A 22,684-nucleotide genomic window follows, 5' to 3' on the forward strand; every position below is an offset into this window, starting at 1 on the left:
AGGTGATTAGCGCAGGCAAGGACCCGCGCGACACCTTGTTTCTTTTGACCCAAGTTTCGCATTTGCAGGGCCCATCGTCAACGACTTGGCTTGCCCTTAGGTTGTGCCGCTACATCTCGTGGGCTTGACCCCGGGCCTTGCCCATGCGCTCTTACCCCGAAGACCGGAGGGGATGATGACCAAACTCAACACGATCGACGATGTACAGACCATGCTGGGCGCGCAGGATTACGTCGCGGGCAGGGCGCTTTCGACTGTTGTTTTCTTGGCGCTGACGCTGGGCCGCCCCCTGTTTCTGGAAGGCGAACCCGGCACCGGCAAGACGGAAATCGCCAAGGCCATCGCTACGGGTCTGGGCCGCCGTTTGATCCGCTTGCAATGCTACGAAGGTTTGGATGCGGCCTCTGCCGTTTACGAATGGAACTTCCCGGCCCAGATGATCGCCATCCGCACAGCCGAAGCCTCCGGAACCACTGACCGCGCTGCTTTGCAGCAGGAACTCTTCTCGGATGATTTCCTGACCGAACGTCCGCTCTTGCAGGCCATGCGCCCCGATCCGGCGGGCGCGCCTGTGCTGCTGATCGACGAATTGGACCGCACCGACGAACCGTTCGAGGCCTTCCTGTTAGAGGCTTTATCGGATTTTCAGGTCACGATCCCCGAGCTTGGCACCATCAAGGCACCAGAGCCGCCGATCGTCATCGTGACCTCCAACCGGACCCGAGAGGTGCACGACGCCCTCAAACGCCGTTGCCTGTATCACTGGGTCGATTACCCCGACTTCCCGCGCGAAATGGAGATCCTCCGCGCCCGCGCGCCCGAAGCCTCTGACGCCCTGTCCCGCGAAATCGTCGCCTTCGTTCAGCGCCTGCGCACCGAAGATATCTTCAAAAAACCGGGGGTCGCGGAAACCATCGACTGGGCGAAATGCCTGCTGGCACTCGATGTGGTAGAGCTTTCCCCCCAGACCATCGCCGACACGCTGGGCGCGATCCTCAAGTATCAGGACGACATCGCCCGCCTCGAAGGATCCGAGGCCAAGCGCCTGTTGGATGAGGCGCGGGCCACGCTCGCCCCCGCCTAAGATGCCGCGCCCTCACTATACCTTCTTTGGTCCCGGAAATATCCCCGGGGGTGAATTGGCCCATGGGGCCAAGAGGGGGCAGGCAGCCCCCTTTGCTGACGGCCAAGCGGGGCAACACCATGGTTGAATACCCAACGCCCGACCTGCCCGAAAACCCGAGGCTGGCGGAAAACATCACCCATTTCGCCCGTGCCCTTCGCAAGGCAGGTCTGCCCATCGGACCTGGGCGCACGATGGATGCGATTCGTGCGGTGCAGGCGGCAGGGTTCACGGACAAACGTGATTTCTACTGGACGCTGCATGCCTGCTTCGTCTCGAAACCTCAGCATCGTCAGACATTTGCGCAATTGTTCCGGCTGTACTGGCGCGATCCGCGGTATATGGAACACATGATGTCGATGATGTTGCCGGCTGTCCGTGGTGTGCAGGAAGAACGCACCGCCGAAGCCGCGGAAAAACGCGCAGCAGAGGCATTGTTGGACGGTGCGGACGCGCCTGTGGAGCAGCCCGAAACAGACGAGACCGAAGAAGAAACCCGTATCGACATCGACGCGTCCCTGACCATGTCCGAAGAGGAACGGCTGCGCACGCTCGACTTTGAACAGATGTCCACCGAAGAAGTTGCCCGCGCCAAACGGATGTTGGCGCGCCTGACCCTGCCGGTGAAACCCATGCCTACGCGGCGCGGCAAGGCATCGCCTCGGGGCGCGCGCATCGACACGGCGCGCACGCTGCGTGCGGCCATGCGGACGGGCGGCGATATCCAGCGGCTGCATCGCACCACGCCCAGACCCCGCTGGCCTGCCCTGATCGCGCTCTGCGATATATCCGGCTCCATGTCTCAGTATTCGCGCATGGTGCTGCATTTCCTGCACGCGGTTGCGAATGAAAAGGGGGCGGGCTGGGCCAAGGTTCACGCATTCACCTTTGGCACCCGGCTGACCAATATCACCCGCCACCTGAACAACCGTGACGTCGATCAGGCGCTGGCCATGGCGGGCGCAGAAGCACAGGACTGGGAAGGCGGCACCCGGATCGGTGATTGCCTGCACGAATTCAACCGCGACTGGTCGCGCCGGGTCATGGGGCAGGGCGCCGTCGTTCTGGTCATCACCGATGGGTTGGACCGGGGCGATCCCGATGCCTTGGCGCATGAAATGAAGCGCCTGCATCTGTCAGCCAGACGATTGATCTGGTTGAACCCCCTGTTGCGGTGGGACGGGTTCGCCCCAAAGGCGCGCGGGATTGCGGCCATGCTGCCGCATGTGGACAGTTTCCGGGCAGGCCATTCGATCGGGTCTATCGAAGACCTTGCCGATGCCCTGTCCCGTCCCGACGATCGCGGAGAAAAAGACCGACTGATGTCCGCGTTAAGGGACTGATTTCATTACTGCTATCCAATAACATCGAACTTTTTGACGATGTGCGGCGTTATGCCTCCGAACACCCGCACAGAAGCGGTGTCGAAAGGATAGACAAATGAACAACAAGTTTCTGAAATCCACGACGGCGATCGTGTTGAGCCTGAGCCTCACCGTTCCGCACGTCGCCATGGCGCAGACCGCCGCCGAGCTGGAAGCCGAAATGGGCGTCAATACCGAGGGCATGACTGAAGCCCAGTTGGAAGAGCTGCGCACCCAGCTTTCCGAACAGCGCGCCGCTGCTGCCACCACGGCAGAACAGTCCGCCGATCAGGCAGAACAAACCGCAGAACAGACGGCTGAAGAGTCTGAATCGCTGCTGGACCGTGCCGTTGGGGCCGCGACCGAGCAGCTGAATGAGCTGACCGGCAACTCGGACGCTGAAGCCACCGCCGATGCGACGGCCGAAACGCCTGCAGCTGATGCGAACGCACAGGCCGAAACCTCGGCCGAAGCGGACGCAGCGCCTGAAGCCGCCGTTGAAACGACCGAAAACACCGCCGAGGCCGCCGTCGAAGCGACTGAGGAAACCGCCGAAGCTGCTGCTCAAGCAACCGAGGAAACAGCTGAAGCCGCTGCCGACGCAACCGAAGAGACGGTTGAAGAAACCGCCGATGCTGCTGCAGATGCCGCTGCCGACGTGACCGAAGAAACGACTGCAGACGCTACCGCAGAAGCCGAAGCGACCACCGCCCCGGCGGACGAGTCTGCCGTGACCGCAGAAACCACTGCAGAGCCGGTTGATGCCGACGCGGCCGCAGCCGCTGACAGCACGGCTACCGCAGACGTGGAAACGACTGCCACCGCAGACAGCACCGAAACTGCAACCGCCGAAGCGACTGCAGAAGAAACCGAAATGACGGCCGAAGCGACGACTGCCGCACAGGCTGAAACCGAAGCCGCTCAGGCGCAGGAACAAGCCGGTTCCATGGCCGCGCAGGCCGAAGGCACTGAAGGCGCACAGGTTGTCGAACAGACGCTGACCGAAGAAAACACGCGGTCTTCCTCGGAAGAATTCGAAACGACCGTGACGGCGACGGATGGCAATGCACAAGCCAACACGCAGACGACCGCAACCAACGATACTTCGTCCAACAACGACGGCTTGGATACGCTTGGTAAGATCGCTCTGTTCGGTCTGGGCGCACTTGCCGTTGGTCAGATTTTGAAAAACGGTAGCGAAGTCGTGTCGAACTCTGGCGACCGTGTGGTCGTACAGCAGCCCGACGGGTCCTACCGCGTGCTGAAAAACGATGACGTTCTGATGTTCCAGCCGGGCACGGACGTGAAGACCTATGCCTATGACGACGGCTCGACCCGCACGATCGCAACCCGCGAAGACGGCACGCAGATCGAAACCATCCGCGCCGCAGATGGTACCGTGCTGCGCCGGACCCGGATCCTTGCGGATGGGTCGACTGTGACCCTGTTCGATGACACACAAGTCGCCCAGCAGGTCGAAGTGAACGAACTGCCGCAGGTGACCGACTCTCGGAACACGATCAACTTCCAGGAAGCCGAAGCTGACGACCTGCGCCAAGCGCTGGTGGCCGCTCAGGTTCCCCAAGGTGTTGATCGCCGCTTCTCGCTTAGCCAGGTGCGCAACATCAATAGCGTGCGCGAATTGGTGCCCGAAATTGACGTGGACAACATCAATTTTGAAACCGGTTCGTCCGTCATCCGCCCTCAGGAAGCCGAAGAATTGGCTGAATTGGGTACGCTGATGCGCGAAAGCATTCGCGAAAATCCCGGTCAGGTGTTCCTGATTGAAGGTCACACCGATGCCGTCGGCTCGGCCGGGTATAACCTTGCCCTGTCTGACCGCCGCGCGGAAAGCGTCGCACTGGCACTGACCGAATACTTCGACGTGCCGCCAGAAAACATGGTTGTGCAGGGCTATGGTGAATACGACCTGAAGGTCCGTACCGCCGAAGCTGAACGCGCAAACCGTCGCGCGGCTGTGCGTAACATCACGCCGCTGCTGAGCGGGTCGTAATCGACGAGCGTTCTAAGCAAATAGCGACATAAATTTGAGGCCGGGCAATCACTTGCCCGGCCTTTTCGCGACCCATTAGGGGAGGAGGCGCATCATTTGATGCAGTCGGATCGCACGGCCTATGTCTCATATCCTGAAACTTCGCACTTTGATCTGTATCATTCCCGGGATCGCCAAACGCCGCGCCATTGCGTGCGGGCCATCGCGCCCATAGATTTGCACCAAGATTAGGGGAAGGAGGCGACCCAATGGACCAGATACCCGAACAGGCACTGGACTGGCACCGGCAAGGCAAAGGTGCGGCACTGGCCACGGTGGTCGAAACCTGGGGCAGCGCACCCCGGCGCGTCGGTGCAATGCTGGCGGTCTCGGGCGAAGGCGATCTTGCTGGGTCCGTCTCGGGCGGTTGTGTCGAGGGGGCGGTTGTCACCGAAGCCTTCGATGCGCTGGAGTCTGGCAAAAGCGTCGTGCTGAGTTATGGCGTGTCGGATGACGATGCCTTCGCGGTCGGTCTGGCCTGTGGCGGCACCATCCGCATCCTTCTGCAACCTGTTGGCGGGGCCTCTGGCCTGCCGGTCGACACGCTGGAAAACTTGGTCGAGGCGCGCGCCGCCCGCCGGCCGGTAGCGCATGTCGTCGACACCAGCGACTGGAGCGGACAGGTCGTCGAAGCCAACGTTTATCCAGACCGCTTCCGCGCCGATAGGTCCGGGTTCGAAGAAGACGGCACCACCTTCGTCGCGATCCACAACCCGCCACTGCGCATGGCCATCGTTGGTGCGGTCCACATCGCGCAGGCCCTTGTGCCGATGGCCCGCCTTGCCGGGTACGACCCGCTGATCATCGACCCGCGCCCTGCCTTCGCCTCTGACAGCCGCTTTCCCGGCGAAGACATTCGCGATGCTTACCCGGACGAAGTATTGGATGGACTTCTTGACACCCGCACCGCGCTGGTCCTGCTGACGCATGACCCCAAAATCGACGACCCCGCGCTGGAAATCGCCCTGCGCTCGGACGTGTTCTACATAGGCGCACTTGGGTCGACACGAACCCATGCCAAGCGGGTCACCCGGCTGAAGGAAAAGGGTTTTACAGAAGACGAAATCGCCCGCATCCACGCGCCTGTCGGATTGAACATCGGCGCTGCGGGCCCTGCGGAAATCGCCATCGCCACGATTGCCCAGATCACTCAGGTCTTGCGGACAGACGCATGAAATTCGGCCCCATTCCGTTGGATCAGGCCGAGGGCGCGATCCTCGCTCACTCGGTCAGCCTGCCGTCAGGGCGCCTGCGTAAAGGCGAGGTCCTGACCCAAGACCACTTGACCGAAATGGCGGGGCAGGGGATGGACAGAGTCATCACGGCGCGCCCAGACCAAGGTGATGTCACAGAGAATGAGGCCGCCGCCCGGATCGCCGCAGCTCTTGCGCCCGATCCCGCCGCGCTGAACCTGCGTGTGACAAAGGCGTTTACCGGCCGTGTGAACCTGATCGCCGAGGGGCCGGGTGTCGTAGAACTGGATGTCGAACGGCTGCAGGCGTTGAACCGGATCCACCCGATGCTGACGCTGGCGACGGTGCCGCAGTATCAGCAGATGGCAAAGGGTGGCATGATCGCGACGATCAAGATCATCGCTTACGCGCTGCCGGGCACGGCGGTCGAGACGGCCGAAAATCTCTTGGCCTCTGACCCCGCGATCCGGCTGTGCGCTCCGACCCTTGGCTCCGCGCGGCTGATCGTCACGGAAATCCCCGGCGGCGCAGGCGAAAAAGGCGTCGCAGCGATCGAGGCGCGCCTAACCGCGCTGAACATGCGGCTGACGCAGGTGGACACGGTCCCTCACGAACAATCCGCCCTGACCAAGGCGCTGCAGGCGGCGTCAGACACTGACCTGACTTTGATCCTAACCGGCTCTGCCACCTCGGACCCACACGATGTCGCGCCAGAGGCCGTCCGCCAAGCGGGCGGTCATGTGGACCGGTTCGGCATGCCCGTTGATCCGGGCAACCTTTTGTTCCTAGGGGGGGTACAGGGCCGCCCCGTCATCGGCCTGCCTGGGTGCGCACGATCACCGGCCCTGAACGGGGCGGATTGGATCCTGTCACGCGTCGCTTGCGGCATCGCAGTCACGGGCGATGACATCGCAGGCATGGGCATTGGCGGATTGCTAAAGGAAATTCCAACCCGCCCGCAGCCCCGCGCAGGGCGTTAAGGTTTGCGCGCCACGAAATCGATCAACGCCGACCGGCCAGAGTGGCCTTTGCCTTCGCTCAGTTCTTTTTCGTAATCGCGGTTTTCCACGATGTCCCACCCACCGAAAAGGTCCTCCAAAATCTCTGGCGTATAAAGGTTTTCCAACGCGCTTGGCCCGCCGGTTTTGTATTCTAGCTGTTTCGGCGTGTAGCCGTGCAGCGCGATCATCCCGCCGGGCGCCACAGCCGCCTTCATCTTGTCGAACAAACGCTTCCGATCGTCCGGGCCCACGAACTGAATGAAAACACCCAGAACATGGTCAAATTTGTCTGTAGGCCAATCCCAATTGAAAACATCCGCTTCTTCATGCGTCAGGCTGACATTCTGATCTGCTGCGAGCTTGCGGGCTTTTTCCACGGCCGAGGGCGCGAACTCCAGCGCCGTGACATTCAACCCCCGTTTCGCAAGCCAGACCGAATTCCGCCCCTCGCCATCGGCGACGCTCAACACCGACTCTCCGGCTTGGAACATCTTTTCATGGCTTTCCATGAACAGCGCCGGCGCTTTGCCGAACACATAGTCATCGGTCGAAAATCGCTCTTCCCACATCGATTTGCCCTTTAAGGTTATCAAATGAAAAACGGCCCCGCAGGGCCGTTTAATACGCGTTCATCAATCAGATAGACCGGCGGTCTTACTTTGCCACGGGCCCGATCATCATGATCATCTGGCGGCCTTCCATCTTGGGCATGTTCTCGACCTTGCCGACTTCTTTGATGTCTTCAGCCACACGTTCCAGCAATTCACGGCCAAGGTTCTGGTGGGCCATCTCGCGGCCGCGGAACCGCAGGGTCACCTTAACCTTGTCGCCTTTTTCCAAGAATTTGAAGACGTTGCGCATCTTGACTTCATAGTCGTGCGTATCGGTGTTGGGCCGGAATTTGACCTCTTTCACCTCGATGATCTTCTGTTTCTTACGCGCCTCGGATTCCCGCTTTTGCTGTTCGTATTTGAACTTGCCGAAGTCCATGATCTTGCAGACAGGCGGGTTGGCGTTGGGAGAAATCTCAACCAGATCAAGCTCGGCCTGTTCGGCCAGTTGCATTGCTTTTTCCGGGGTCACGACGCCGATATTCTCCCCTTCAGCGCCGATAAGGCGCACTTCGGGGCAGCGGATTTTTTCGTTCACGCGGGGGCCAGTATCTCGTGTCGGCGGCGCGTTGTGAGGTCTGCGAGCTATAACTAATGTCCTTTTATGGCCAAGTCTTCGTGAGCGCGTAAACTAGTGCCGCCAGCCCTTTCTTTCAAGCGGCAAATAGGCGATCTCTCCGGCGGGAGGCGAATCTTTTACGCGAACCTAAACGCGTGAAAGGTTTCGGAAATTAATGTGAACACATCATCAAGGATGAAACCAATGGGTAAAATTCTGGGAATTATCGTCGCCCTTTTGGCAGTGGGCGGCATTCTCTATGCAACGGGCAATTTGCCGTACGGCTCTGACGACATGGCAGACGCCACCGTCGCGACCGAAGAAGCAGCCATCGCAGCCCCTGAAGAACTGGAGAGCGCAGCAGAGGCCGCAGAAGACAGTGCCGCCTCGATCTCGGACGCGGTCAGCGATGCGGTCGACGCCGCCTCTGACACCGTGGCTGAGGCCGCAGGCAGCGCCGCCGCCATCGCCGCAGACACCGTCACCGACGCAGCCGAGGCCGCTGAGGATGCGGGCAACGCTGCCGCTGATGCCGCGTCCGAGGCTGCAGAAACTGCTGAATCTGCAGCCAACGCTGTTGCCGAAGCCGCTGCGGAAGCTGCTGAAGAGGTTGCCGAAACGGCAGGTGAGGCCGCCAGCGCAACGGCAGAGGCTGTCGCCGAAGCAACCGCTGAAGCAGCCGATACGGCGAGCGACGCGGCCAATGCGACGGCAGAGGCCACCGAAGCCGCAGCATCTGAGGCGGCTGAAGAAACCGCAGAGGCTGTCGACGCCGCAACTGACGCCGCTGCCAACACGACCGACGCTGTGAGTGAGGAAGCACAGGCAATTGCGGACGAAACCGGCATGACGATCGCCGAGCTGCAAGACCTGCTGACGGTCGAGGGCTTTGATTTCGACAAGGTGGCAGAGATGATCGACGCGTCGAACATCAACGGGATGCAAAAGACCATGCTGAAAACCGGGGTCGAGCAGGTTCGCAACAACCCCGATCAGCTTAACGAAATCCTGATGCAGGTGCGGGAACGCCTCGGCTTCACCGAGTAAGCTACTGACAAACAAGAAAAGGCCAGCGGTTGCGCTGGCCTTTTTTACATGTGCAGACCTACAATGGCAGCGCGCTGGTCGATTTGATCTCTTCCATCGACAATAGCGCGGTCACGTTGTGAATTTTCACTTCGGTTATCAGCGCCTGATAGAATTCGTCGTAGGCGCGGGCGTTCGGAACGCGGACCTTCAGGATATAGTCGATATCGCCCGCCAGCCGGTGCGCTTCCTGAACTTCTGGCCTTTCTTTCAACGCCTTAAGGAAGGCATTTTGCCAGCCCTGATCATGCTCTGACGTTCGGATCAGCACGAAAAAGCAGGCCTCGAACCCAAGAGCCTCGGCATCGAGTACCGCGACCTCTCTCTTGATGATGCCGCGATCGCGCATCTTGCGGATCCGATTCCACACCGGCGTCTTGGATGACCCGACAGTCTTGGCGATTTCCTCGATGGATGGGCTCGTATCCTTTTGCAGCTGCAAAAGGATTTTCCGGTCCAGATCGTCTAAACGGTCTCGCATTCCTGTTTCGTCCTTCTTCCAAGGAATCCCGTCCCTGCAGGCTATCTGCTTGGAACGCGGTTCTTATTCTGCGGGGCACCTAGCGTCCAAGCGGGAATATTTCCTATTTTGAGGGTAGTCAATCAACGTTTGAGGCCGCGCCAATGCAGCACTTCCCGATTTTTGTCGCTATGGAAAATGCCCGCGTCGTCCTGTCCGGCGGCGGTCCTGCCGCACTTGCGAAACTGCGGCTCCTGCTGAAAACCCCAGCCCGGATCGAGGTGTTCAGCGCTCGTCCAGCCGCTGAAATCGTCGCATGGGACTGGCAGGGCAAACTTCACCTGACCGATCGTGATCTTCAGCCCGATGACATTCCCGGCGCAACGCTGGTTTATGCTGCCGACGAAGACGACGACTTGGACGCCCATGTGCGCAGCATGGGACATGCTGCCGGCGTCATGGTTAACGTCGTCGACAACTTGGCCGCCTCCGACTTCATCACGCCGGCAATGGTGGATCGGTCGCCAGTCACCGTCGCCATCGGCACGGAAGGCACGGCGCCCGTTCTGGCGCGCAAGATCAAAGCCTCTCTTGAGCAGAGCCTCCCGACCAAGCTAGGAGAGCTCGCCTCTGCCGCGGCAGCGTTCCGCGGAAGGGCCGAGGTTTTGCCGCATGGCGAAGCGCGTCGTGCGTTTTGGTCTGATTGGTTCGATCGTGACGGGCCGAAAGCGTCGGCAGAGAATTCCGATTTGAACCAAACACTTACCGATTTGCTGGATCGGCACACGCAAGACACATCCCGGGCCGATCGGGTCACGCTGGCCTGGACCGGTTACGATGATCCGGACATGCTTGTCATGAAAACGCGCCGCGCGTTGGATCAGGCGGATGTTGTGGTTCACAGCGCCGGCATTTCCCCGCAAGTGCTTGAACTGGCACGTCGGGAAGCGGATTTTATCACTCTGCATCATACGGCGACTGTTCCGCCACTTCCGCGCCTTTTGGCTCAACAGGCCAAGGGGGGACGGCACGTCCTTTACCTTGCCGACGCAGAGTTCGGCCCCGCTTTGGCCGCCGCGATCCGTGCAGCCGGTGTAGAGGTGTCGGCAATCCCCGGCCTCTCTCCTCAGATTATTCCTCAAAAACAAGGGCAAGCCTGATGCCTCGCGCCTTTACCCCCAAAGTCGTTACCGCCAATGCGTTGCTGGAAGGCGACGTAGTTTATTTGACCGCCGATGACCGCTGGACCCGGGATCTGACCGAGGCCGAGCTGATCACGGACGAAGCCGTCGCTGAATTGCGTTTGCTGGACGCCGAGCGCCGCCAAGGCGAAGTGGTCGGGCCCTATCTTGCCGATATGGCGCCCGGTCAAACTGGGCCCCAACCTACTCATTTTCGGGAAGATTTCCGGCGGACCGGCCCCTCGAATTACCACCACGGCAAACAGGCAGAGGTGTAAAATGTACCGCTACAACGAATTTGACCGCGCCTTTCTGGCCGAGCGGAATGAGCAATTTCGCCAGCAGGTTGCCCGTCGCATCGACGGCTCTCTGACAGAAGAAGAGTTTCGTCCCCTGCGGCTGATGAACGGCCTTTATCTGCAGCTTCACGCTTACATGCTGCGCGTGGCAATTCCTTACGGAACGCTGAATTCAGCGCAGATGCGGCAGCTGGCCTACATTGCGGAAAAGTTCGACAAAGGTTACGGCCACTTCACCACAAGGCAAAATATTCAGTATAACTGGCCGAAATTGCCGGATGTTCCGGATATCCTCGACGCCTTGGCCGAGGTACAGCTGCACGCGATCCAGACCAGCGGCAATACGATCCGTAACGTGACCGCCGATCATTTCGCGGGCGCTACGCAAGACGAAATTGCTGACCCTCGTCCGGTCGCCGAATTGCTGCGCCAATGGTCGACGGACCACCCGGAATTTCAGTTTCTGCCGCGTAAGTTCAAGTTTGCCGTTACCGGCAGCCCGAGAGACCGTGCCGTGACCCGCGCACATGACATCGGTATTCGCATGATCCGAAACGATCAGGGCGAACCGGGCTACGAAGTGCTGGTCGGTGGTGGTCTGGGCCGCACGCCGATGATCGGCAAAGTCATCCGGGACTTCCTGCCGCCCGAGGATCTGCTCCCCTATGTGGAGGCGATCGTCAGCGTGTATAACCTGCTGGGTCGCCGCGATAACAAGTACAAGGCGCGGATCAAAATCACTGTTCACGAAAATGGTCTGGAAGTGTTCCGCGATAAAGTGGAGGCGCGCTTTGCCGAACTGAAATCGCGTTTCTCTGGCGTCGATCAAGAGAGGCTCCGCGACATCGAGGCACAGTTCGCACCTCCAGAATTTCAGATTTCTGACGTGTCGGCGTTTGACGCGGCCTATCAGGATAATCCATCGTTCAGGTCCTGGGCCGATACCAATCTGACGCCGCATAAGGCTGACGGATACGCCATTGTTACGGTATCCTTGAAAAAACAAGGGGATACGCCCGGAGATGCAACCGCGTCTCAAATGCGAACTCTTGCAGACCTAGCGCAGACCTACGGTCATGATGAACTGCGTATTAGCCATGAACAGAACGTTATCCTACCTCATGTTCACAAATCGGACCTTCCTGACGTTTATGCCGCGCTGAAGCAGGCGGGCCTTGCAACGGCCAACGTCGGGCTGATTTCGGACATCATCGCTTGCCCCGGCATGGATTACTGTGCACTGGCGACGGCGCGATCGATCCCGGTTGCGCAAGAGATTGCCAAAAAGTTTGACAGCTTGAAGCTAGAGCATGACATTGGCCCACTGAAACTGAAGATTTCGGGGTGCATTAACGCATGCGGGCATCACCACGTCGGCCATATCGGCATTCTTGGTTTGGATCGCGCAGGGGTCGAAAATTACCAGATCACATTGGGTGGAGATGGCTCCGAAACGGCAGAGATCGGCTCTAGGACGGGACCGGGGTTTGCCTATGACGAAATCACTGATGCCATTGAACGGATCGTTTACGCCTATCTGGAGCTAAGAGACTCTGCCGAGGAAACCTTTCTGATGGCTTACCGCCGTTTGGGTGCTGAACCCTTTAAGGCTGCTTTGTATCCTGAAAATAAGGGAAAAAGTCATGCCGCCTGAAGCAGCGATGGATTTTGCCGCGCAGGGTCTTCCTCATCAGGAAGAACGCGTCCGCCGTTTGAACGAGCGCTACCGCCACCATGCCGCTACGGCCGTGTTGGAGGGCGCCTTGCGCGACCCCGACGCTGGGAAAATCGCCATGGTGTCGTCGTTTGGGGCGGAAAGCGTCGCCCTGCTGCATCTGGTTTCAATGGTCGACCCTGAAACGCCGATCCTGTTTATCGACACGGAAATGCTGTTCGCGGAAACGCTCGAATACCAGATGGAATTGACCGAACGTCTGCGGTTGAAGAACCTGCGCGTGATCCGTGCGGCCGATCAGGACCTGGAAGCCGAGGACCCGGATGGGACGTTGCATCAATTCAATACCGATGCCTGCTGCGACTTGAGGAAAACCCGTCCGTTGCAACGTGCGTTGGGTGAATTCGACGGTTGGATCACTGGGCGCAAACGCTTTCAGGGCTCAACCCGCGCTACGCTAGAGTTCTTTGAGGCGGACGGTCCTCATCGCATCAAGGTTAACCCCTTGGCGCATTGGACGCCCGAGGACGTTCGCAACTATATGGACGAAAATCGCCTTCCCCGGCACCCGCTGGTCGCCAAGGGATACCCTTCGATCGGCTGTGCGCCATGCACATCGCCCGTCAAACCCGGTGAAGACCCTCGGGCAGGGCGCTGGCGGGGCGAAGACAAGAACGAATGTGGTATCCACTTCGTCGATGGAAAAATGGTCAAAGGAGACGCATCATGACTGTACTGGTTACTGACAAAGGGTTTACGCCGTTACAGTCGGACGCGCAGGCCAGCGTGCAAAGTCTTGATCTTGAACCAGACGCAAATCCAGAAAGCGTGGATTTCGGGGGCCATGACCTCATCCGCGTGAACTTTCCGAACTTTGCGGATGGCCGTGGATTTACGATTGCGGCCGTCCTTCGCCGTCGTGGCTATGAAGGAACGCTGCGGGCCGTGGGTCACGTGATCGCGGATCAATACGCAATGGCGCGCCGTTCTGGCTTTGATGCCGTTGAAATCTCTGACGATTTGGCGGCCAGACAACCAGAAGAGCAATGGGTTTTCCGATCCGATTGGAAAGCCCACGACTATCAGTCGCGCCTTCGCGCCAGCTGATACACTTTCCATTAATTGAATAAAACGTTAGAGGGGCTGCGAAGCCGAAAACCATGACCGAGGCGACCGTGACCGAAACAACCAAACCCAAGGTTCCGCTGCTGCCGGACTCTCAGACAGTCACCTACGTAAAGCATTGGACGGATAGGTTGTTTTCCTTCCGTGTGACGCGACCTGCGTCCCTGCGGTTCCGGTCAGGAGAGTTCGTGATGATCGGTCTGATGGGCGACAACGGTCGGCCGCTGTTGCGGGCCTATTCTATCGCGTCTCCGTCTTGGGACGAAGAGTTAGAGTTCTATTCAATCAAAGTTCAGGACGGTCCGCTGACGTCGCGCCTTCAACATCTTGAAGTCGGAGACGAGATCATCTTGCGCCCTAAACCTGTCGGCACCTTGGTCCACGACGCACTGCTGCCGGGCAAACGGGTTTGGTTCTTTGCCACAGGCACCGGATTTGCGCCTTTCGCATCGCTTTTGCGAGATCCGCAAACCTACGAGGACTACGATGAGGTCATCATCACGCATACCTGTCGGGAAGTCGGCGAACTGGCTTACGGCGCTGAATTGATTGAGACAATTCGCACCGATGAAATGCTGAATGAGCTGATAGGCCCCGAAAACCTTGCCAAGTTGCGGTATTATCCGACCACCACCCGAGAAGAGAGCGCCAAGATGGGGCGGATCACCGACTTGATGCGGAGTGGCGAAGTCTTTGAAGACCTTGGGATCGACCCGATCGCACCGGAAACGGACCGCGCAATGGTGTGCGGCAACTTGGCCTTCAACCTTGAGATCAAAGAGCTTTTGGAAGGCTATGGTCTGCGTGAAGGCGCGAATTCGGAGCCTAAGGAGTATGTCGTCGAAAAGGCGTTCGTCGACTAAACCCGGGTTACCAATCGGCTATTGGAAAGGCGCCCTTGGGCGCCTTTCTTTTTGCGTTACCTTATGTGGTGAAATGAATTCTTAGGTAGGATGAAGAATTCGTTTCTTCGGCTTATGCAGTGCACGAACGCCATTAGGAATTGGATCATACTGATGATCAAAGCGTTGCCGCCGTTCATGTGGAACGTGAACAAAAGGCGACCGCAGGGTCGCCTTTTGTTTGTGAGTGATCGACTGTTCAGGTGCCGTAAGCTTTTACCTGGCCCATCACGTCCTCGGCAGCGGCGACCAAAGCGTCGGCCACAACAGCGCACTGCTCCAACGTCAGACGGGCGGGGAGGCGCGTATCGCAGGCGCGCATCAACATTGCGCGCGTTTTAGGAAGGTCTGGCAGATCGCCCAGAAACTGCCAATTCCAGAAGGCGCGGGCGTTGTCGGTGGACATACCGAACACCTGAACCTTGACGCCCCGTGCGGCTGCGGCATCTTGGAAGGCACGCGTTTCATCATCCGTCAAACCGTCAAGATTGAACTGCAAGGAGTCCGGCGCACGATCCTCGGCAGCCAATTTCTCGGGTACTGTAATCCAAGGCGATTGTGAAATGATTTCAGCGACATGGTCGTGGTTGCGACGGCCATCACGCACCCGACGATCAAGCTCGGGCAGCTGGGCGCGGGCGATGGTCGCGCTCATATTAGACAGTCGCAGATTGTAGAGCGGCAGCTTGTTTTGCCAACGCTCCAATGCCTCAACCAGATCGTTGGAGTTTTCGCCGCGGCGCGCTTTGTGCTTTTTCCACATATGTTCGTAGGCGCCGGACATGATGATCGCGCGTGCGACGGCGTCGGCGTCGTCGGTGATCAGAATGCCACCTTCGCCAGAGTTCACCATTTTATAGGATTGGAACGAAAAACACCCGATTTGGCCGATGGTCCCGATTTTTCGGCCATTCCATAGCGTTCCAAGCGAATGCGCCGCGTCTTCGATGACAGGGATACCCGCGGCATCGCAGGCCTGCATGATCGCATCCATATCCGAGGTGTGACCACGCATGTGAGAGATGATAACCGCCTGAACAGACGGCAATTTTGCAAGAAAATCGTCCAGATCGATGCGGTAATTGTCACCGCATTCGCACAACACCGCCTCGCAATCCGCATGCACGATCGACGACGGAACGGCCGCGAAGGTAAAGGCGGGGATCATAACCCGCGCCCCGCGGGGTAGGCCAAGAGCCTTGAGCGACAGGAAAAGTGCCGCAGAACAAGAGGATACCGCCAAAGCGTAGCGCGTTCCCATTATTTCGGCGAATTCCGTTTCCAGAAGCGTTACGGGCGCGTTTTCCGGGGCCGTATAGCGGAACAGATCGCCTGATTGCAGCAGCCGCTCAATCTCCTCTCGGGCGGCTTCGGGGATGGGCTCTGCGTCATAGACATTCGGCGGGAGAGTCATCTTTTCGGCTTTCCTGAAGTTAGTTTTCGGGAAATCTAAACGATGCGCCTCAGACAGCCAAATGAAATCTATGCGACAGAGCCGCGCGGATCACACGCCAAGCCGGTCCCGCAGCGCGAACCAAGACATTGCCGCAGCAAGGAATGGGGTGCGCAGGGCTGGGCCGCCGGGGAAAGGCAGGTGCGGCAGTGATGCCATCGCGTCAAAGCCCGAAGCTTGTCCCTGAATCGCCTTTGCCATCAGCCAGCCCGCGTGGGTGGCGGTGCCGACGCCATGGCCGGAGTACCCCGATGCCGACAGGACGTTGGCAGATAGCCGAGCAAAATAAGGCATGCGTTTCATGGTGATAGCAAGCGTTCCGCCCCAAGCGTAATCAATTCGTACATCGCGCAGATGCGGGTAAATATCGGTCAAAGGCTTACGCACTTTAGCTGCGATATCGCGGGGGAATTTGTAGCCATAGCTTTCGCCGCCGCCAAAAATCAGACGCTTGTCGGACGACAAACGGTAGTAGTTGACGACGAACTTGCTGTCGGCGACGGCGATGTCTTCGGCCAGAACATCTGCTGCGGCATCGCCTAAAGGCTCCGTCGCGATGACGTAATTGTTAATTGGCATGACGCGAGCGGCGACACGGCGCTGCAGTGTGCCTAGGTAGCCGTTGCAGGCCAGAATGACGTGGTCCGCCGTCACATGGCCAGCGCCGGTGCGGATTGTCGCCGTGGCACCTTCGACCAGATCATGCACTTCCGATCTTTCGAAAATCTGAACGCCCGCATCACGCGTAGCACGGGCCAGCCCGAGTGCGAATTTCAAAGGATGCAGATGCGCCCCGTCGCGGTCGACCACTCCTCCGACGTAGGCGGGCGAGGGGATGATGCGGGCGAAATCGCTGTCGTTTAAAACTTCGACATGCGGGTAATCGTAGCGCGCGTTCAGGTGCGCGGCGTAATCGTGCAGATGGAGGAGGTCTGATTTGCCAAGAGCGGTCCAGGCAATTCCAGGTTGCAATTCCGCATCTATGTTATGTTTAGAAATCAGAGACTTGGTGAAGTTCTTTGCCTCTTCCCCCAAGGTCCAAAGTCGCCGGGCGTCGTCAAGGCCCACCATGGATTCCAAGGCTTGTTGATCCTGCCGCTGGCCAGAACCTAATTGACCGCCGTTTCGCCCTGAGGCGCCAAAGCCAACGCGTTGCGCCTCTAGCAGGATGACTGACAGCCCTGCCTCTGCCGCATGCAGCGCGGCGGAGAGCCCGGTGTAGCCCCCGCCGACAATGCAGACGTCTGCCTTATGCGCGCCTTTGAGTACGGGAAACGGCGGCAGGGCATCGACCGTGGCAGCGTAATAGCTGTCGGGATAGCGGCCCGGGCGATCGTTGGCGTGAAGAAGGTTCATGATCGGTTACTTGCGTTCGCCCGTGGCGGAGACACCTTTTTGCAAGGTGCTGAGAAACGGAAGAAATCACCCCAACCCATCAAACGTTCAGCAGAAGGTGTTCGCGTTCCCAAGGGGAGATTACGCCAAGGAATTCTTCGTATTCCGTGCGTTTCACGATGGAATAGACGCGGCAGAATTCTTCGCCCAACACTTCGTTAATGCCCGTCGCGTCGGTCATGGCATCCAGCGCTTCGCCCAAGGTGCGGGGGAAATCGCCGTCCCCTTCGTAGGCATCCCCACGGAATTGCTTTTCCGCCCGCTCTTCGCGCATCAAACCTAGGTAGCCAGCCGCCAGCGAGGCGGCGATGCCGAGATAGGGGTTGCAATCCATACCTGCCACACGGTTTTCGACGCGGCGCGCTTCTGGCGATGAGATGGGCACGCGGATGCCGGTGGTCCGATTGTCGCGCCCCCATTCCAGATTGATCGGGGCTGCATGGTCCTTAACGTAGCGGCGATAAGAGTTAACATAGGGTGCAAGCAGCGGGATCACTTGTGGAAGGTGATGCTGTAAGCCCCCGATAAAGCTGTAGAATGCGTCTGTTTCGCCGCCCTGAGGACCGGTAAAGATATTCTTGCCAGTCTCGGCATCTAGGATCGAATGGTGGATGTGCATGGCCGATCCCGGCTCGTCCCCGATGGGTTTCGCCATGAAGGTGGCAAAGCAATCGTGGCGCAGCGCGGCCTCGCGGATCAGGCGTTTGAAGTAGAACACTTCGTCGGCCAGCTTCACCGGATCGCCGTGGCGCAGGTTGATCTCTAGCTGTCCGGCGCCGCCTTCTTGGGTAATGCCGTCGATCTCGAACCCCTGCGCTTCGGCAAAGTCATAGATGTCGTCGATCACCGGCCCGAATTCGTCGACGGCGGTCATCGAATAGGCCTGACGCGCGGCGGCCGGACGACCCGAGCGGCCCATCATCGGCGAAATCGGCTTGGCCGGGTCGATGTTGCGGGCGACGAGGTAGAATTCCATTTCGGGCGCGACGACGGGCTTCCATCCCTGATCCGCATAAAGCTGGCACACGCGCTTGAGCACGTTGCGCGGGCTGAACGGGATCGCATTGCCCTTCCGGTCATAAGCATCGTGGATCACCTGCAGCGTCCAGTCGCCGGTCCATGGCGCGGCCGTTGCAGTGGTGTAGTCCGGGCGCAGGATCATATCCGGCTCAATAAACCCTTCCTCACCCGCGGCTTCACCCCAATCCCCTGTAATCGTTTGAAAAAAAATAGAATTTGGCAGGTGAAAGTAGGATTGCCGCGCGAATTTGGAGGCAGGGACCGCCTTGCCGCGGGCGATGCCCGGCAGGTCAGAGATGATGCATTCGACCTCGTCCAGGCGGCGGTTCGTTAGGTATTCCTGCGCCGCTTCGGGGATTTGCGTGGTCCAGTCGTCGCTCATGCGGGAACCCTTTGAAAAAATTGTGTGACGCGTTCTGCGATGGTGGGGTTGTCGACGGGGATGGCAAGGTCGGCGTGCGCTTTGGCCATGTCTTCGTCGCTCAGGACATCGACGCCTTTGATGTCCAGAAGCCCCGACATCTCGGGCGGGCCGAATTCGGGGTGCGGCTGCAGCGTGAACACGTGATCGCCGTAGGCCAGCGCAGCATAGCGACAGGTGTCGGACGAAGCGAGCAGCTTGGCCTCTGGGGGCGGCGAAACGATCTGGTCCTGATGCCAAGCATTCAGCGCGTAAGTACCTTCGGCGAAACCATAATCCTTGCGTCCAATGGCCCAGCCGCCCGCGAATTTCTCAACCTTACCGCCAAGCGCCTGCGCGATGATCTGGTGGCCGAAACAAATCCCAACCAACGGACGCTTGCTGGCGTGAATATCCCGGATCAGGGCTTCTAGCTTGGCGATCCAGGGGTGGTCTTCGTAGGCCCCATGTTTGGAGCCGGAGATCAGCCAGCCGTCACAGGCCTCGGCCCCGTCGGGAAAGACGTTGTCGCAGACAGGGTAGACGGCGAAATCGAACCCGCGCCCTGCCAGAAAGCGTTGATAAATCTCACCATAATCGCCGACCTCCCCGTGAAGATCCTCGGGAAAGTGGCCGCATTGCAGGATGCCGATCAGCATAAATCACCAGATGATTGGGGTCGCCCAGACGGTAGTAGACAGGCCGTGGCGCGACAAGGGGGGCTTAGACGGATTCCAGATAGGTTTTCCAATGCATCTGGGAAGGGATCTCGTCCAACCGCTCCATTTCCTGCCGCTTGGTCAGGGTCAGATTGTGGATCAGAGCGGGCTCAAAAATCTTGGCGATCATGGGATCGGTTTCAAACGCCTCGATCGCGGACAGCCAATCGGCTTTCAACTGCGGCAGGTCCATTTCATAGGCGTTTCCGGTGATTGGCGGCGGGGCGATCATGCCATCCTCCATCCCGGTGAGAGCGGCCCCAAGGATCGCGGCCAGCGCGAGGTAGGGGTTGTTGTCCCCCCCGGCAACACGATGTTCGATCCGGCGGGCGGCTGGGGCCCCGCCGGGAATGCGCAGCGCGGCCGTGCGGTTTTCATAGGCCCACGCCGCCCCGGTGGGTGCATGGCTGCCGGGCACGAAACGGTCGTAGGACGGCCCATGCGGCGCGAAAACCAGCGTCGATCCGGGCAGCGCCTCAAGGCAGCCAGCAACCGCCTGATCCAGCATAGGTGTGCCCTCGGGCCCGCCGTTATCGAAGATGTTGCGCCCGTCGCGGTCCATGACCGAAAAATGGACATGCATTCCCGATCCGGCCTCATCCGCCAGCGGCTTGGCCATAAACGTTCCGGCCATGCCGTGTTTGCGTGCCATCCCCTTGATCAACGCTTTAAAAAGCCAGGCGTCATCAGCGGCGCGCAGTGCTTCGCGGTGATCAAGATCGATTTCGAACTGGCCCAGACCAGCCTCGGAAATTGTGGATTGGGCGGGGATTTCCATATCCTCGCAGGCCTCATAGACGTCCGAGATGAACCCGTCGAACGCGTCCAGCTGACGCAGCGACAGGATCGCGTTGCCCTGCAGCGGGCGGCCTGACTGAGGGTTCTGCGGCGGCTGCAGCATCGCGCCGCTGTCATCGATCAGATAGAACTCCATCTCGATCCCGGCGCGCACGGTCCAGCCGTTGCGGGCGTAGCGGGCCAGCACATCGCGCAGCGCATGGCGTGGATCGCCGGGAAAGGGCGCGCCGTTGTCATAAAACATCTCCATCGGGACGAGCGCCGAAGGCGTGTCGAGCCAAGGCATCGGCACGGGCCCGCGTTCGGTGGGCAGCATGACCCCGTCCGCATCGCCGGTTTCAAACACCAATGGGCTGTTCTTGATGTCCGCCCCCCAGATGTCGACGTTCAGAACGGACAAGGGCATGCGGGTCGTCCCATCCGCCAGCTTGTCAAAAGCCGAGCGGGGCAGGCGTTTGCCGCGCATCTGACCGTTCAGATCAGACGCCGCGACGCGAAAGGTTCGAATGTGGCCGAGGCTCATGGATTAGCGCACCATCTGGGGGCGGGCCCGCAGCCGGGGCCGCTTATCTTGTGGCAGGTGTCGGTTCAGATACCGATAAACCCGACCGTAGGCAAAGATAATCAGAAGGCTTAGCAGGATGAAATAGAACGCCAAGATCGGGTAAGGAATGAATGGGTTGAAGGTCTTGTCGGCGAAATAGCTGGCGTAATACAGCGCGTCGCCTTTCTGCTGCCATGCCGGGAAAGACGAGAAAAAGACAAGCGTCGTGGCATGGGTCAGAAAGATCGCTTCGTTCGTGTAGGCGGGCCAGCCAAGACGCATCATGGTCGGGAAGGTGATGCGGCGGAATTTCTTCCAGCCGGTAAAGCCATAGGCGTCGGCGGCTTCCAGATCACCCTTGGGGACGGACCTCAGGGCGCCATAGAAGATCTCCCCTGCGTAGGCCGATGTGTTAAGGAACAGGACGATCAACGCCCCTGCGGCCGCGCGTGTCAGCCAGCGGGTTTCGGCGGTCAGCACGGTAAAGCCAAGGTTCAGCTCGATCCCGTTTTTCGGCAACAGCGTGAAGGCCTCGTAGAACAGGAAGAATTGGATAAACAGCGGCGAGCCGCGGAAGATGAAGATGAACCATTCCACCGGTTTACGCACCCATGCGGACGCAGAATTTCGCCCTAGGGCCAGCAAAACGGACATCGCAAACCCAAGCGTCAGCGCGCAGAGGGCGAAGTAGATATTCCAGATCAGGCCAGAGCCGATCAGCGTAAATTGCTGACACAGAGTGAAATCGGTCTTTGGCAACAGCCGTTCACCGATCCCGATCGACCGAAGGCCATAATCAGCAATGGTTTGAAGACAGCTCATGCGCGGGCCTCTTCCATCCCGGCCAGCGTTGCCTGTCCGCGCGTCAGGCGGCGGGTCAGGCGGGCAAAGCCAATCTCGGACACTTTGGTCAGCAGCAGGTAAAAGACCAGCAGCACAAGGAAATACCACAGCCGCCAGTCAGGGTGAGGGTATTCATAGGCACTGGTCTTCCGACCGCCCAATTCCCGCGCCCAGAAAACCACGTCTTCGATGCCCAGCAGGAACAGCAGCGGCGTGGCCTTGATCAGGATCAGCCACAGGTTGGACAGGCCGGGCAGGGCATAGACCCACATCTGCGGCACCAGAATGCGCCACGTGGCTTGGCGGCGTGTCATGCCATAGGCCTCGGCCGTTTCCATCTGCGCGCGGGGTACCGCGTTCATCGCGCCGGCCAACACGAAGGCCGCGAAGGCCCCAAACACAAAGGCAAAGGCGCCCATACCCAAAGCCACGCCGTAATATTCGTGAACCCATTGAGGAGAAGACGACAAAGGCAGCTTGGCCTGCGCACAGACGACGAAATCGCTGCCCTGCCGGATCGGTTCTTCCCAGTCGGGACATTTCGCCTTGTGCCGCAGCCATTCCAGCCCCTGATCCAGCGCCAAGGGCATAAAGAGGAAAAAGGCGATGTCAGGCACGCCGCGCACCAGTGAGGTGTAGCCAAGCCCAATCCAGCGAACCGGTGTGACATGAGAGCGAGAGGCCAGCGCACCTGCAAAGCCGACCGCCAACGCGATTGGCGCGGTCACCAGCATCAGCGCGATCACGAAAAAGAAGCTTTTATAAAACAGCAGGTGCTTGCCTGTGGTCAGGTAGCACGACAGCCACTTAAGGCCTTCCAGCGTTTTCGGATCTGCGCAGTATTCGAACATTCAGGTAAGGGGCGGGGCCGTAAAGCCCC

22 protein-coding genes are annotated in these 22,684 nt (G+C 59.4%); 12 read left to right on the forward strand and 10 right to left on the reverse strand.

Annotation, left to right across the window (positions count from 1 at the left end; all coding sequences use genetic code 11):
* The first annotated feature begins 175 nt into the window (after positions 1–175).
* The 5 genes from ACI3GR_RS03835 to ACI3GR_RS03855 all read left to right on the forward strand — a co-directional run bounded on the left by ACI3GR_RS03835 (position 176) and on the right by ACI3GR_RS03855 (position 6,713).
* The gene (locus tag ACI3GR_RS03835; RefSeq protein ID WP_407492716.1) at positions 176–1,084 is read left to right on the forward strand and encodes an AAA family ATPase; all 909 of its coding nucleotides are present in this window, start codon (positions 176–178) and stop codon (positions 1,082–1,084) included.
* A gap of 119 nt (positions 1,085–1,203) precedes the next feature.
* Positions 1,204–2,466 carry a vWA domain-containing protein gene (locus tag ACI3GR_RS03840; RefSeq protein WP_407492717.1) on the forward strand — a complete coding sequence of 421 codons (1,263 nt, stop codon included), beginning with the start codon at positions 1,204–1,206 and terminating at the stop codon, positions 2,464–2,466.
* A gap of 97 nt (positions 2,467–2,563) precedes the next feature.
* On the forward strand, positions 2,564–4,501 hold the full coding sequence (locus ACI3GR_RS03845) for an OmpA family protein (RefSeq protein WP_407492718.1): 1,938 nt from the start codon (positions 2,564–2,566) through the stop codon (positions 4,499–4,501).
* A 248-nt stretch (positions 4,502–4,749) separates the two neighbouring features.
* Positions 4,750–5,715 (forward strand): XdhC family protein, encoded by a 966-nt coding sequence (locus ACI3GR_RS03850; RefSeq protein ID WP_407492719.1) that lies wholly within the window; start codon positions 4,750–4,752, stop codon positions 5,713–5,715.
* On the forward strand, positions 5,712–6,713 hold the full coding sequence (locus ACI3GR_RS03855; protein WP_407492720.1) for a molybdopterin-binding protein: 1,002 nt from the start codon (positions 5,712–5,714) through the stop codon (positions 6,711–6,713). The genes ACI3GR_RS03850 and ACI3GR_RS03855 overlap by 4 nt, the downstream gene beginning before the upstream one ends.
* On the opposite strand, the gene ACI3GR_RS03860 is transcribed toward ACI3GR_RS03855, so the two are convergent.
* Both ACI3GR_RS03860 and infC read right to left on the reverse strand, forming a co-directional pair.
* A complete protein-coding gene (locus tag ACI3GR_RS03860) occupies positions 6,710–7,303 on the reverse strand; it encodes an SAM-dependent methyltransferase (RefSeq protein ID WP_407492721.1) in 594 nt (197 codons plus the stop codon). The genes ACI3GR_RS03855 and ACI3GR_RS03860 overlap by 4 nt on opposite strands.
* A gap of 85 nt (positions 7,304–7,388) precedes the next feature.
* Positions 7,389–7,883 (reverse strand): translation initiation factor IF-3, encoded by a 495-nt coding sequence (gene infC, locus ACI3GR_RS03865; RefSeq protein WP_497204825.1) that lies wholly within the window; start codon positions 7,881–7,883, stop codon positions 7,389–7,391.
* A gap of 225 nt (positions 7,884–8,108) precedes the next feature.
* Here infC and ACI3GR_RS03870 point away from each other — a divergent pair, with 225 nt between their 5' ends.
* Positions 8,109–8,951, forward strand: a complete 843-nt coding sequence (locus ACI3GR_RS03870; RefSeq protein WP_407492722.1) for a hypothetical protein — start codon at positions 8,109–8,111, stop codon at positions 8,949–8,951.
* Between the two features lie 58 nt (positions 8,952–9,009).
* Here the strand turns inward: ACI3GR_RS03870 and ACI3GR_RS03875 are convergent, their stop codons facing one another.
* Positions 9,010–9,471 carry an Lrp/AsnC family transcriptional regulator gene (locus tag ACI3GR_RS03875; RefSeq protein WP_407492723.1) on the reverse strand — a complete coding sequence of 154 codons (462 nt, stop codon included), beginning with the start codon at positions 9,469–9,471 and terminating at the stop codon, positions 9,010–9,012.
* Positions 9,472–9,614: 143 nt separating this feature from the next.
* Here ACI3GR_RS03875 and ACI3GR_RS03880 point away from each other — a divergent pair, with 143 nt between their 5' ends.
* From ACI3GR_RS03880 to ACI3GR_RS03905, 6 genes are read left to right on the forward strand one after another with little or no spacing between them, the layout of a single operon-like run.
* Positions 9,615–10,610 carry an NAD(P)-dependent oxidoreductase gene (locus ACI3GR_RS03880; protein WP_407492724.1) on the forward strand — a complete coding sequence of 332 codons (996 nt, stop codon included), beginning with the start codon at positions 9,615–9,617 and terminating at the stop codon, positions 10,608–10,610.
* On the forward strand, positions 10,610–10,909 hold the full coding sequence (locus tag ACI3GR_RS03885) for a DUF2849 domain-containing protein (protein WP_407492725.1): 300 nt from the start codon (positions 10,610–10,612) through the stop codon (positions 10,907–10,909). Before ACI3GR_RS03880 ends, ACI3GR_RS03885 begins: the two co-directional genes overlap by 1 nt.
* A gap of 1 nt (position 10,910) precedes the next feature.
* Positions 10,911–12,584 carry a nitrite/sulfite reductase gene (locus tag ACI3GR_RS03890; protein WP_407492726.1) on the forward strand — a complete coding sequence of 558 codons (1,674 nt, stop codon included), beginning with the start codon at positions 10,911–10,913 and terminating at the stop codon, positions 12,582–12,584.
* On the forward strand, positions 12,574–13,335 hold the full coding sequence (locus ACI3GR_RS03895) for a phosphoadenylyl-sulfate reductase (RefSeq protein ID WP_407492727.1): 762 nt from the start codon (positions 12,574–12,576) through the stop codon (positions 13,333–13,335). The genes ACI3GR_RS03890 and ACI3GR_RS03895 overlap by 11 nt, the downstream gene beginning before the upstream one ends.
* A complete protein-coding gene (locus ACI3GR_RS03900; protein WP_407492728.1) occupies positions 13,332–13,712 on the forward strand; it encodes a DUF934 domain-containing protein in 381 nt (126 codons plus the stop codon). The genes ACI3GR_RS03895 and ACI3GR_RS03900 overlap by 4 nt, the downstream gene beginning before the upstream one ends.
* A 53-nt stretch (positions 13,713–13,765) precedes the next feature.
* Positions 13,766–14,593, forward strand: coding sequence for a ferredoxin--NADP reductase (locus ACI3GR_RS03905; RefSeq protein ID WP_407492729.1), 828 nt, complete (start codon positions 13,766–13,768; stop codon positions 14,591–14,593).
* A 238-nt stretch (positions 14,594–14,831) separates the two neighbouring features.
* Here ACI3GR_RS03905 and ACI3GR_RS03910 read toward each other — a convergent pair whose 3' ends face one another.
* The 7 genes from ACI3GR_RS03910 to ACI3GR_RS03940 form a co-directional block, all read right to left on the reverse strand.
* The gene (locus ACI3GR_RS03910) at positions 14,832–16,046 is read right to left on the reverse strand and encodes a DegT/DnrJ/EryC1/StrS family aminotransferase (protein ID WP_407492730.1); all 1,215 of its coding nucleotides are present in this window, start codon (positions 16,044–16,046) and stop codon (positions 14,832–14,834) included.
* A gap of 90 nt (positions 16,047–16,136) precedes the next feature.
* Positions 16,137–17,441, reverse strand: a complete 1,305-nt coding sequence (locus tag ACI3GR_RS03915) for an NAD(P)/FAD-dependent oxidoreductase (RefSeq protein WP_407492731.1) — start codon at positions 17,439–17,441, stop codon at positions 16,137–16,139.
* A gap of 79 nt (positions 17,442–17,520) precedes the next feature.
* Entirely contained in the window at positions 17,521–18,882 is a 1,362-nt protein-coding gene (locus ACI3GR_RS03920; protein ID WP_407492732.1) for a glutamine synthetase family protein, read from the reverse strand.
* Entirely contained in the window at positions 18,879–19,559 is a 681-nt protein-coding gene (locus ACI3GR_RS03925) for a type 1 glutamine amidotransferase (RefSeq protein WP_407492733.1), read from the reverse strand. The genes ACI3GR_RS03920 and ACI3GR_RS03925 overlap by 4 nt, the downstream gene beginning before the upstream one ends.
* A 64-nt stretch (positions 19,560–19,623) precedes the next feature.
* On the reverse strand, positions 19,624–20,940 hold the full coding sequence (locus ACI3GR_RS03930) for a glutamine synthetase family protein (protein WP_407492734.1): 1,317 nt from the start codon (positions 20,938–20,940) through the stop codon (positions 19,624–19,626).
* Between the two features lie 3 nt (positions 20,941–20,943).
* Positions 20,944–21,783 carry an ABC transporter permease gene (locus ACI3GR_RS03935; RefSeq protein WP_407492735.1) on the reverse strand — a complete coding sequence of 280 codons (840 nt, stop codon included), beginning with the start codon at positions 21,781–21,783 and terminating at the stop codon, positions 20,944–20,946.
* A complete protein-coding gene (locus ACI3GR_RS03940) occupies positions 21,780–22,655 on the reverse strand; it encodes an ABC transporter permease subunit (protein WP_407492736.1) in 876 nt (291 codons plus the stop codon). Before ACI3GR_RS03940 ends, ACI3GR_RS03935 begins: the two co-directional genes overlap by 4 nt.
* Positions 22,656–22,684 lie beyond the last annotated feature (29 nt).

Origin of the sequence: Pseudooceanicola aestuariicola (genome assembly GCF_045763785.1) — a bacterium.
GTDB lineage: Bacteria > Pseudomonadota > Alphaproteobacteria > Rhodobacterales > Rhodobacteraceae > Pseudooceanicola.

Excerpts from the sequence above, each read along its gene's own strand:
- ACI3GR_RS03845 (WP_407492718.1), top strand. The coding sequence starts at position 2,564 with ATGAACAACAAGTTTCTGAAATCCACGACGGCGATCGTGTTGAGCCTG.
- ACI3GR_RS03905 (WP_407492729.1), top strand. The coding sequence starts at position 13,766 with ATGACCGAGGCGACCGTGACCGAAACAACCAAACCCAAGGTTCCGCTG.
- ACI3GR_RS03920 (WP_407492732.1), bottom strand. The coding sequence starts at position 18,882 with ATGAGCGACGACTGGACCACGCAAATCCCCGAAGCGGCGCAGGAATAC.
- ACI3GR_RS03880 (WP_407492724.1), top strand. The coding sequence starts at position 9,615 with ATGCAGCACTTCCCGATTTTTGTCGCTATGGAAAATGCCCGCGTCGTC.
- ACI3GR_RS03835 (WP_407492716.1), top strand. The coding sequence starts at position 176 with ATGACCAAACTCAACACGATCGACGATGTACAGACCATGCTGGGCGCG.
- ACI3GR_RS03930 (WP_407492734.1), bottom strand. The coding sequence starts at position 20,940 with ATGAGCCTCGGCCACATTCGAACCTTTCGCGTCGCGGCGTCTGATCTG.
- ACI3GR_RS03890 (WP_407492726.1), top strand. The coding sequence starts at position 10,911 with ATGTACCGCTACAACGAATTTGACCGCGCCTTTCTGGCCGAGCGGAAT.
- ACI3GR_RS03860 (WP_407492721.1), bottom strand. The coding sequence starts at position 7,303 with ATGTGGGAAGAGCGATTTTCGACCGATGACTATGTGTTCGGCAAAGCG.
- ACI3GR_RS03895 (WP_407492727.1), top strand. The coding sequence starts at position 12,574 with ATGCCGCCTGAAGCAGCGATGGATTTTGCCGCGCAGGGTCTTCCTCAT.
- ACI3GR_RS03910 (WP_407492730.1), bottom strand. The coding sequence starts at position 16,046 with ATGACTCTCCCGCCGAATGTCTATGACGCAGAGCCCATCCCCGAAGCC.
- ACI3GR_RS03915 (WP_407492731.1), bottom strand. The coding sequence starts at position 17,441 with ATGAACCTTCTTCACGCCAACGATCGCCCGGGCCGCTATCCCGACAGC.
- ACI3GR_RS03885 (WP_407492725.1), top strand. The coding sequence starts at position 10,610 with ATGCCTCGCGCCTTTACCCCCAAAGTCGTTACCGCCAATGCGTTGCTG.
- ACI3GR_RS03935 (WP_407492735.1), bottom strand. The coding sequence starts at position 21,783 with ATGAGCTGTCTTCAAACCATTGCTGATTATGGCCTTCGGTCGATCGGG.
- ACI3GR_RS03940 (WP_407492736.1), bottom strand. The coding sequence starts at position 22,655 with ATGTTCGAATACTGCGCAGATCCGAAAACGCTGGAAGGCCTTAAGTGG.
- ACI3GR_RS03855 (WP_407492720.1), top strand. The coding sequence starts at position 5,712 with ATGAAATTCGGCCCCATTCCGTTGGATCAGGCCGAGGGCGCGATCCTC.
- ACI3GR_RS03840 (WP_407492717.1), top strand. The coding sequence starts at position 1,204 with ATGGTTGAATACCCAACGCCCGACCTGCCCGAAAACCCGAGGCTGGCG.
- ACI3GR_RS03870 (WP_407492722.1), top strand. The coding sequence starts at position 8,109 with ATGGGTAAAATTCTGGGAATTATCGTCGCCCTTTTGGCAGTGGGCGGC.
- ACI3GR_RS03875 (WP_407492723.1), bottom strand. The coding sequence starts at position 9,471 with ATGCGAGACCGTTTAGACGATCTGGACCGGAAAATCCTTTTGCAGCTG.
- ACI3GR_RS03900 (WP_407492728.1), top strand. The coding sequence starts at position 13,332 with ATGACTGTACTGGTTACTGACAAAGGGTTTACGCCGTTACAGTCGGAC.
- ACI3GR_RS03850 (WP_407492719.1), top strand. The coding sequence starts at position 4,750 with ATGGACCAGATACCCGAACAGGCACTGGACTGGCACCGGCAAGGCAAA.
- ACI3GR_RS03925 (WP_407492733.1), bottom strand. The coding sequence starts at position 19,559 with ATGCTGATCGGCATCCTGCAATGCGGCCACTTTCCCGAGGATCTTCAC.